General features: G+C 65.2%; 7 protein-coding genes. 3 read left to right on the forward strand and 4 right to left on the reverse strand.

Going from position 1 to position 7,690, the window contains the following annotated elements:
* From VIQ49_RS20545 to VIQ49_RS20555, 3 genes are all read left to right on the forward strand, one after another.
* A partial coding sequence (locus VIQ49_RS20545) for an aromatic-ring-hydroxylating dioxygenase subunit beta (RefSeq protein ID WP_331888090.1) occupies positions 1 to 236 on the forward strand: 236 nt, incomplete at its 5' end.
* Positions 233 to 1,015, forward strand: coding sequence for an SDR family NAD(P)-dependent oxidoreductase (locus VIQ49_RS20550; protein WP_331888092.1), 783 nt, complete (start codon positions 233 to 235; stop codon positions 1,013 to 1,015). The genes VIQ49_RS20545 and VIQ49_RS20550, both read left to right, overlap by 4 nt.
* Before the next feature lie 237 nt (positions 1,016 to 1,252).
* Positions 1,253 to 2,593: a lipase family protein gene (locus VIQ49_RS20555; RefSeq protein ID WP_414731675.1), complete on the forward strand. Its 1,341-nt coding sequence runs from the start codon at positions 1,253 to 1,255 to the stop codon at positions 2,591 to 2,593.
* Between the two features lie 20 nt (positions 2,594 to 2,613).
* On the opposite strand, the gene VIQ49_RS20560 is transcribed toward VIQ49_RS20555, so the two are convergent.
* From VIQ49_RS20560 to VIQ49_RS20575, 4 genes are all read right to left on the reverse strand, one after another.
* The gene (locus tag VIQ49_RS20560) at positions 2,614 to 3,528 is read right to left on the reverse strand and encodes a hypothetical protein (protein ID WP_331888096.1); all 915 of its coding nucleotides are present in this window, start codon (positions 3,526 to 3,528) and stop codon (positions 2,614 to 2,616) included.
* A gap of 11 nt (positions 3,529 to 3,539) precedes the next feature.
* Positions 3,540 to 4,511 (reverse strand): ATP-binding protein, encoded by a 972-nt coding sequence (locus VIQ49_RS20565; RefSeq protein ID WP_331888098.1) that lies wholly within the window; start codon positions 4,509 to 4,511, stop codon positions 3,540 to 3,542.
* Positions 4,512 to 4,586: 75 nt separating this feature from the next.
* Complete coding sequence (locus VIQ49_RS20570; RefSeq protein ID WP_331888100.1) at positions 4,587 to 6,479, reverse strand: Mu transposase C-terminal domain-containing protein; 1,893 nt, start codon at positions 6,477 to 6,479, stop codon at positions 4,587 to 4,589.
* A 128-nt stretch (positions 6,480 to 6,607) separates the two neighbouring features.
* Positions 6,608 to 7,363, reverse strand: coding sequence for a TnsA-like heteromeric transposase endonuclease subunit (locus VIQ49_RS20575; RefSeq protein ID WP_331888102.1), 756 nt, complete (start codon positions 7,361 to 7,363; stop codon positions 6,608 to 6,610).
* Positions 7,364 to 7,690 lie beyond the last annotated feature (327 nt).

Genomic DNA, 7,690 nt, shown 5'->3' on the forward strand with positions numbered 1-7,690 from the left:
CCAGCACCCGCCATCAAGTCAGCAACGTCCGCATCCTCGATCAGTCCGGCGAGGAGATTGCTGTCAGCGCCTATTTCACCGTGTGGCGCTTCCGCAACGGCCGCGACGACCACTATGTCGGGCGTTATGACTACCGGCTGCGTCGCACCGACGGCAACCTGCGGATCTGCTACAAACGCGCGGTGATGGACATGACGGTGCTGCGGCCCACCGGCGCCGTGAGCATCATCCTGTGAGCGGCGGTCGGCTCGCCGGGCGCCGCGCCGTGATCACCGGGGGAGCGACCGGGATCGGATTCGGGGTGGCCCGTCGATTCCTCGCCGAAGGGGCCGCGGTGCTGCTCGCCGGACCCGACGAGGCGGCGATGAAAGACGCGACGACGCGACTGTCGGCTGACGCCAGGCGGGGCGTGGCCGCACACGTCGAGGACCTGAGCCATTCCGGGGCCGGTGAACGGCTCGTCGCCGCGGCGCTGGACGAACTGGGTGGAATCGACATCCTCGTCAACAACGCCGGCGGCGGTGTGATCACCGCAACCGCTAACCACACCGAGCAAACCATTCGACGCACCATCGACAACAACCTGTGGACCACGCTCAACTCCACGCTGGCCGTACTTGCCCCGATGCTCGCCGCCGGGTACGGCCGCGTGGTCAACATCGGCGCCGAATCCGTGCGCAACGGGCTGAACGGACACGCGATATACAACGCCGCCAAAGGCGGCGTGCACGCGTTCGCTGTCGGTCTAGCCCGCGAATACGCCGCCAGCGGCGTCACCTTCAACACGGTGGCCCCGTCCTATGTTCTGACACCCGAGATCCAAGCCGGCCTGGCCGATGGCGCCCTGCCCGAGGAATTCCGGTCGATCACCGACATCGCGGTCAGCCTCATCCCGATGCGACGACCCGCCACCGTCGACGAAGTCGCGGCCGCGGTGCTGTTCCTGGCCTCTGAGGAGGCCAGTTTCATCACCGGACAAGTGCTCAGCGTCAACGGCGGAAGCAGTATGGGCTGACCGCGGCAACCCACCTGCGCCCGCGTCCAGGACGACGCGACGCCCGGGTGCGAAGTGACCCAAATGCCGTCAAGTCGCGCGGATTCACACAGCTCACGAAGGGATCACCAGACAATGCCCATGACCACGACTCGCCGCGATCCTGCAGATCCCTCGGCGGCAAAGGCCGGCGAATCCAATCCCGGATTCCGGTCACACGTCGCGGCTGACCGGCGGTGCTGGCTGCGCCGTGTCGCGATGGCGCTGGCAGCGATGCTGGTGATGCTGGTGATTGTTCCCTCGATGAACCACACGCCGCGGGCGACCGCCGATCCGGCGCAGTTCGAGCAGCAGTGCCCCCAGCCCGACCCCAACTGCTGGGGATCCAACGAGTCCCGATACGCGGAGTTCTACACCCCACCGGACCCGCTGCCCGCCGGAAAGCCCGGCGACCTGATCCGATTCGAGGCTTCGCCACTGGTGTTGGAACCGTCGGGCCAGTTGGGCGCCTACGTGGCCGACGGCACCCGGATCATGTACCGCAGCACCGACAACAGCGGCAACCCGGTCGCGGTCACGGGCACCTACTTCGAACCGCACAACCCCTGGCCCGGCCAAGGACCGCGGCCACTGATCGCCTACGCGACCGGCCCGTACGGGCTGGGTGATCAATGCGCCCCATCGCGGATGTTCAACCAGGGCATCCACTTCTCCTCAGGCCTGGACCTGCACTTCGGCTACGAGGAAACCTTCATCGCCACCATGGTGGCGCGCGGATTCGCCGTCGTGGTCACCGACGGCGTCGGACTGGGCACCCCCGGCCCGGTCCCGATCCTGATGCGACAAGCCGCCGGCACCGCCCTTCTCGACGCCGCGCGCGCGGCGATGACACTGCCCGGCACCTCGCTGGATCCGCACGGGCCGGTCGCACTGTGGGGATGGTCCTCGGGCGGACAGGCCTCCGGTTCGGCGGCCGAACTAGCGCCCAGCTACGCGCCGGACCTGCACCTGGTCGGCGCCTGGATCGGGGCGCCACCGGCCGATCTGACCCTGCTGCCGCCGTTCCTCGACGGCAGCCTCTTCCTCGTCGCGCTCGGGTACGCGCTCAACGGGATCGCAGCCGCATACCCGCAGGCCGCTCCGCTGCTCCTGCCCGCCCTCTCCGATCAGGGCAAGGATCTACTGACCCGCTCATCGACCATGTGCGTGGTCGAAGGGGTTCTGACGTTTAGCTTCCATCACCTCAACGAATACTTCAACGTCGATCCCGCCGAGGTGTTCAGCTCAGAGGCCGTCAGAACCGTTCTGAACGCTCAACGCCTCGGGACAACGAAGCCCGCGATACCGGTGTTCATCAGCACCAACCGATTCGACCCGTTCTTCCCGTGGGGAGGGTCGCGTCAACTCGCACTGGACTGGTGCGCCCAGGGCGCCGACGTCGAGTTCTGGACCAACCGCCAACCGCCGTTCCTGAACAAACTCGCGATCAACCACCTGCTGCCGTACTTCGTCGATGGCGAACGCGCAATGGGCTGGATCACCGACCGTTTCAACGGGTTGCCCACCACACCCCATTGCGCGGACATACCATCCGACTAGCGCCCGCGGAGGCCAACCGCTCACGGGGACGCGCCGTTCCCGGCGACGGCGTGGTGAGTGCCCCTGCAAGTGGACGGTGTGGTTCCGTAGTCGTCCCAGTCGTCGCCGATCACGAAGTCGGGTAGGCCGATGAACCGGAGCAGGTTGTAGTAGGCATCGCGGGCCGGTGCACCCCACAGGAGGGACTCGCGTCGCAACTGGGTGAGTCGTCGTGCGACATCCCAGATCCGTTCCGTAACCCGCCAGGACTCCGAATCGTCCCATGCAGGAAGGATCTTCGTAACTTCCCGCGTGATTCGAGCGCGGCGGTCGTCGGCTAGGTGCGCTGGGTTGGTGACGTACTCGAGAAACGTGGGGCTGGTAAGCATCCGGGCGAATTTGATCTGTTCTGGGTAGATCAGCGCGTCGACGGTCTCGATATCGCTTTGTTGCCGGCGTCGCTCGATTTCCTCGACGCCGACGAAGACCGGGTTAGCGCACGCCCTGGCGAGTTCCATTGCGAAGGAGTCAAACAAGACCCCGCGGGCGGCGAGGTGGTTTCTGAAGTGTCGTTCGGCAGTAAGCGCGGCAACAAAGGCGCACAGGTCGACCTGCGGTGAGCTAGCGAGCCAGCGCTTGTGCCGCAGACAGACAAGGCCCACGCGGGGGAGCCGTCCAATGGCTGGGTTGCCCTGGGTGCACTGCAGGCACAAGCGCCGGTCGGTGACCGGATCGCCGTCGATCTTGGTGGGCGCCGTGAATGCGCTGGTGTGCAGGTTGCCGAGTTGTCGCCAGACGTCCACGCGTTCGGCTGCAGAATGCGCCTTGCGCACACGAATGCCACGCTCACGCAGGCCGGTTTCGACCTCGCCGGGTGGGCTGTGATTGCGTGCCGCGTGACGGTGACTGTAGGAAACGATGCCCTCACCGCCGTAGACGCGGGTGGGGACAGGCAACGGCTGCAGCCTCATTCGGCCCTGCGCAGCGGTGTTGGCGCCCCATCCTGCTTGACCGGTGTGCGGGTACGGAACTCCTCGGCTGCGTGATCGGTCGGAATCGTGTCCAGCAGCTTGCGGTCGACCGTTTCCGCGCCGTCGAGGATCGCGGCAATGGCGGCGTCGCTGAGCAGCGCACGCAGCGATCCGATCGCGCCGCCGGTTCGGTCGTAGAGGTAGCTGGTCAGCGAGGCCAGCGACCCCTCGGTGTGGCGGCCGAGGGGCAGCAGGGTTTCGATGCCCAGGATGAGTTCTTCCCACGCATCGCGCTGTGCGCGGGTCCCGTTACTGTAGGGGCGCATCTCGTGAATGGTGATACGGCCCTTGATCTGGCGGCCTATGTGGCCGGACAGTAGATCGCTTTGCAGCAGGTCGATTCCGGCGTAGAGAAAGGTCGCGTCAAGCCGTTCCGAGAACACTTTCAGGGCTGATGCGGCTTCGCTGCCTGCCTGATGGTTGGTACGCAGGTTATGGATCTCGTCGCAGATGACCAGCGACACCCCGAGGTGGCGCATGATGCCGACGATCCGTTCCGTCAGATCCTGGGCGGTGGCCCGATTCGGGCTTATCAGGCCCAGGAAGTTGGCGAAGGCGAGCATCATCATCTTCGGGGTGGTGCCGGGCGGGACCACCGCGTACACGACCGGAGCATAGCTGTTGTCATCGTGCCGCCCGGTCTTCTTGCGCATCGCCTTCTCGTGGCGTTTGCCGATCAGCAGCGCCGCGGTTGATTTCCCAAGCCCGGACGATCCCGACATCGCCAAGCCGCGGCGGGCGGTCGCGGTCTTGGCCATATTTCGGGCCATGATGATCCTGGTCTGGCGCGTCAGAGCCACGGTGTCATGTGTTTCGAGTACCACGTCGGCGGCTAACCACGCGAACCGTTCGTGGTCGTAGGCGGCCTTCTCGTCGGGGGAGAGGCCGCTGATCTGCTTCACCGTCATGCGCCGAGGTTCGACGGGCTGCCGGTCGACGAACTCTCGCCAGGAGGTCAATGAATCCGGGACGGCCATCGGCGGTTATTGCTCCTCGTCGATGTCGATGCGTCTGGCGGCTCGACGCTGTCGCGGCTTGGAAGTGGTGCTCGGTGGATCGGTGTCGACCTCATCGAGGTCCTCGGCGGTGTCAGCGACGACGGCTAATCGAGGCACGACCGGGGTGTTCACGCTGTCACGCTTGGCGGCCTTGCGTTCTCGTGCCGTGTTCGCGCCGTTGGTTTGGATGCGGTTGATTTCGGCGAGCACGTCGACGGCGGGCGCGGTCTCGTCGCGGCGGTCGACGGCCTTGCGGGCCGCGCGCAGCACATCCAGTGAGAACGGTGCCAGCGCCCGTCTGGACAGTGTCCATTCGGCCTCAATCCACCTGCCCTGTCGGTGATCCCGGAGAAAAACCGACTGCAGCCGGTAGGGGTCATATCGGATTTCCCAACGTCCACGCGCGGGTTCTGGTAGTCCGCTGCTCAAGCCACGCAACGGGTGCAGATCGGGGCTGTCGTAGTGCAGTCCCTCAAAGTTGATCCCATAGGGCTGGATGCTGCGCCACGCCACCGGCAGCAACCCGATGTAGTCGTCACGGCCCAGCGCTACGTGCGTGGTGGGGGCGACGCCGGCCAGCGCCGCATAGGCCTCGTTGGGGGTCAGATCCTTCTTGGGCATCGCGGGATGGCGCAGCCCCGGATGCGGCTTGTTCTGCCACACCGCGACGATCCACAAGTCGAGCAGGTTCTGCACCTCGGCGAGTGTCCAAAATGCCTCCTGCTCGGGGGATTTGCCGCGCCGCACCACATTGGGTCCAGCGTAGCCGGCCAGGTACTGGGTGAACCCGGAGTTGATCGCGGCGAACACGCGCTCGATGTGCGGCTTGTCGGTCGGGGTGCGCGGTGCCGCCTTGGTGACGCTGATCTGCAGCCGCTCGCAAGCATTCATGAAAGTCGACCCGATATAAACCTTGCCGCGGTCGACGGTGATCGATTCGGGCACGATCACCGGCTTGGCCGTGACGCCTTCGCGTAGCTCGTCGCCGCCGGGTATCAGCCCGGCCGGCAGAATCGAGCGGGAGAAACCCACCGAGGCGTGCCAGCCGGGCTGCATCGGTAGGGGAGTCAGGGACCGCGCAAGCAGCACCGCGGCGTCCACCGCCTTGGTCGCGACCGGCCGCAAGATCGCCGCACATGGTGTTCGGGTGGCGATGTCTAACGCCGCAGTCAGGTCGACGCGCCCAGCTGAGCCGTCGGGGAAGACCACCATCAGATCCAGAGGGGTGCTGTCGATCTCGACGAGTTCGCCTGGCCGGGAAGGGGTTTGGCCACCCCAGGCACGGTCCGGTCGATTCGCTTGGCTTCGGCGGGTGGTGGCGTTGCCGAACGGGTGCTTAGAACGGTGCAGATTGCCCAACGCTTCATACAGCGTGGAACGGCCCGGGATCGGCACGCCAAGTTGCTGCGCCTCGCGTTTCACCTGGGCTATAACCCGTGACTTGGTACCGGTCGACAGGTTGGTCTGGCGGTCGATCGCGGCCTCCAGCAGCGACACCAAACGTGGGTCCAGGCGGCCGGTCGGGGAGGACCCTCTGGTCTTGCGTCCATCCACGAGGCCAGCGATCCCGTCACGGCGGTACGCGGCCAGATGCCGCTGTAACGTCCGCGCCGATATCGGCGTTCCCGCGGCGCGCAATTCGGCGATCTTGGCTTCGATCCGATCGCCCAGCAAATTGCCCGGATGATACTCGGGACGGGGTTCGACCTCACCACCGTCAGGTACGGGCGGCACGCCGGCCAGGATCTCGACGACATGGTGGTGCAGGAACTCCGCACGCCGCCTGGTCTCGGGATCCAACGTTTCGAGGACGGCAGCGGCATCAAGGTTCGGCAGCCCATCCGGCGAATCGGGGAGGTAGCTGTCGTCACCAAGCAACTCGGCAACCGCGACCTTGCGGATCCGGCCGGTCGCCAGGTTCTTCAAAGCCAGCGTCGCGCCGTCCTGCGCGACGACCTGCCAGCTGTTGCCGTCGTACTGCAGACAGTCGAACAGCCGAACCGATCTCACGCCGACACCTCGGTATCCAGCGTCAATACGGCACTCAGGTTCGCCGATAACTGGCGCCGCCACAACAAGTGCAGCACGTTAGCCAACACCAGGTCCTTCGACAAACCCGTCGACCTGGCGACGCGATGCGCGCCTAGACCCAACGGCAGCGGAGGTGAGAAGCAACTGGTGATCGCGCCGAATGCGCCATCGGTCGGTGCGCATCGATCCTGACGATACCCGGCCAGCCACCGCACATTCTGCTCGGCAACTGGATCCAGCCCAGTGAAAACCGCGTACTGCCAACCAACTTCGGCGCAGACACGGCGCGTCAGATCGAACTGGGCGGCTGCGTCATCGACGCGGTCGGGGTGACGGACATCGACCAACCGGCCGTCGCCGTTGCTCAAACGGACGAAAAAGTCGGGGACATGGTTCTTGTGACCGGCCGTCCCGCGCGGCCACAGCAACGCCAGGGGCTGAGCAGCGACCGCGACGATTTCCGGCTCGAAGTCCGCCCACATCAGATACTGCCGCTCCAGCAGCGACTCGAACGGCACATGCGCGCGCACCGTGCTCGACCACCACACGCCCTCATAGTTCCGCTTACCCGGCCACGCGAAGAACCGCCGGATCGGAACAGCCCGCTCCACAGCGAGCAAGACCAAATCGGGCGAGACGTCGTCATTGCGGATAACGCCGTCCAACCGCAGCAACACCCGAGTCCGGTCGCTCGAATTGACCGGCAGCGACTCGTTCAGCGCCGAACCCACAGCAAAGCCTCCACACGATCCCGACCGAATCTCGACTTAACACCAAATGAAAAGATATGCCACCCATTTCCGGACACCAGGCGACACGCCGAAACTCGTCACGATCATTTGGAAAACCGCCAACTAAACCTGGAACGGACAAGCATCGACGAAAGCATTGGTAGGCAGGGCATTACGATGCCCCTCCAACTTGACATAATGTGGCTTATCGGCAATAGGCAATGCAGCTGCGTGGGTAGGTTCCACATCCTTGATGGCCTGAACCGCGCCGAGGTGTCGTCTTGCAGTTGATCTTCGACTTTTTCACTAATGCGCCGACCGAGCGCA

It is taken from the genome of Williamsia sp. (assembly GCF_036566845.1).
Taxonomy (GTDB): Bacteria; Actinomycetota; Actinomycetes; order Mycobacteriales; family Mycobacteriaceae; genus Williamsia.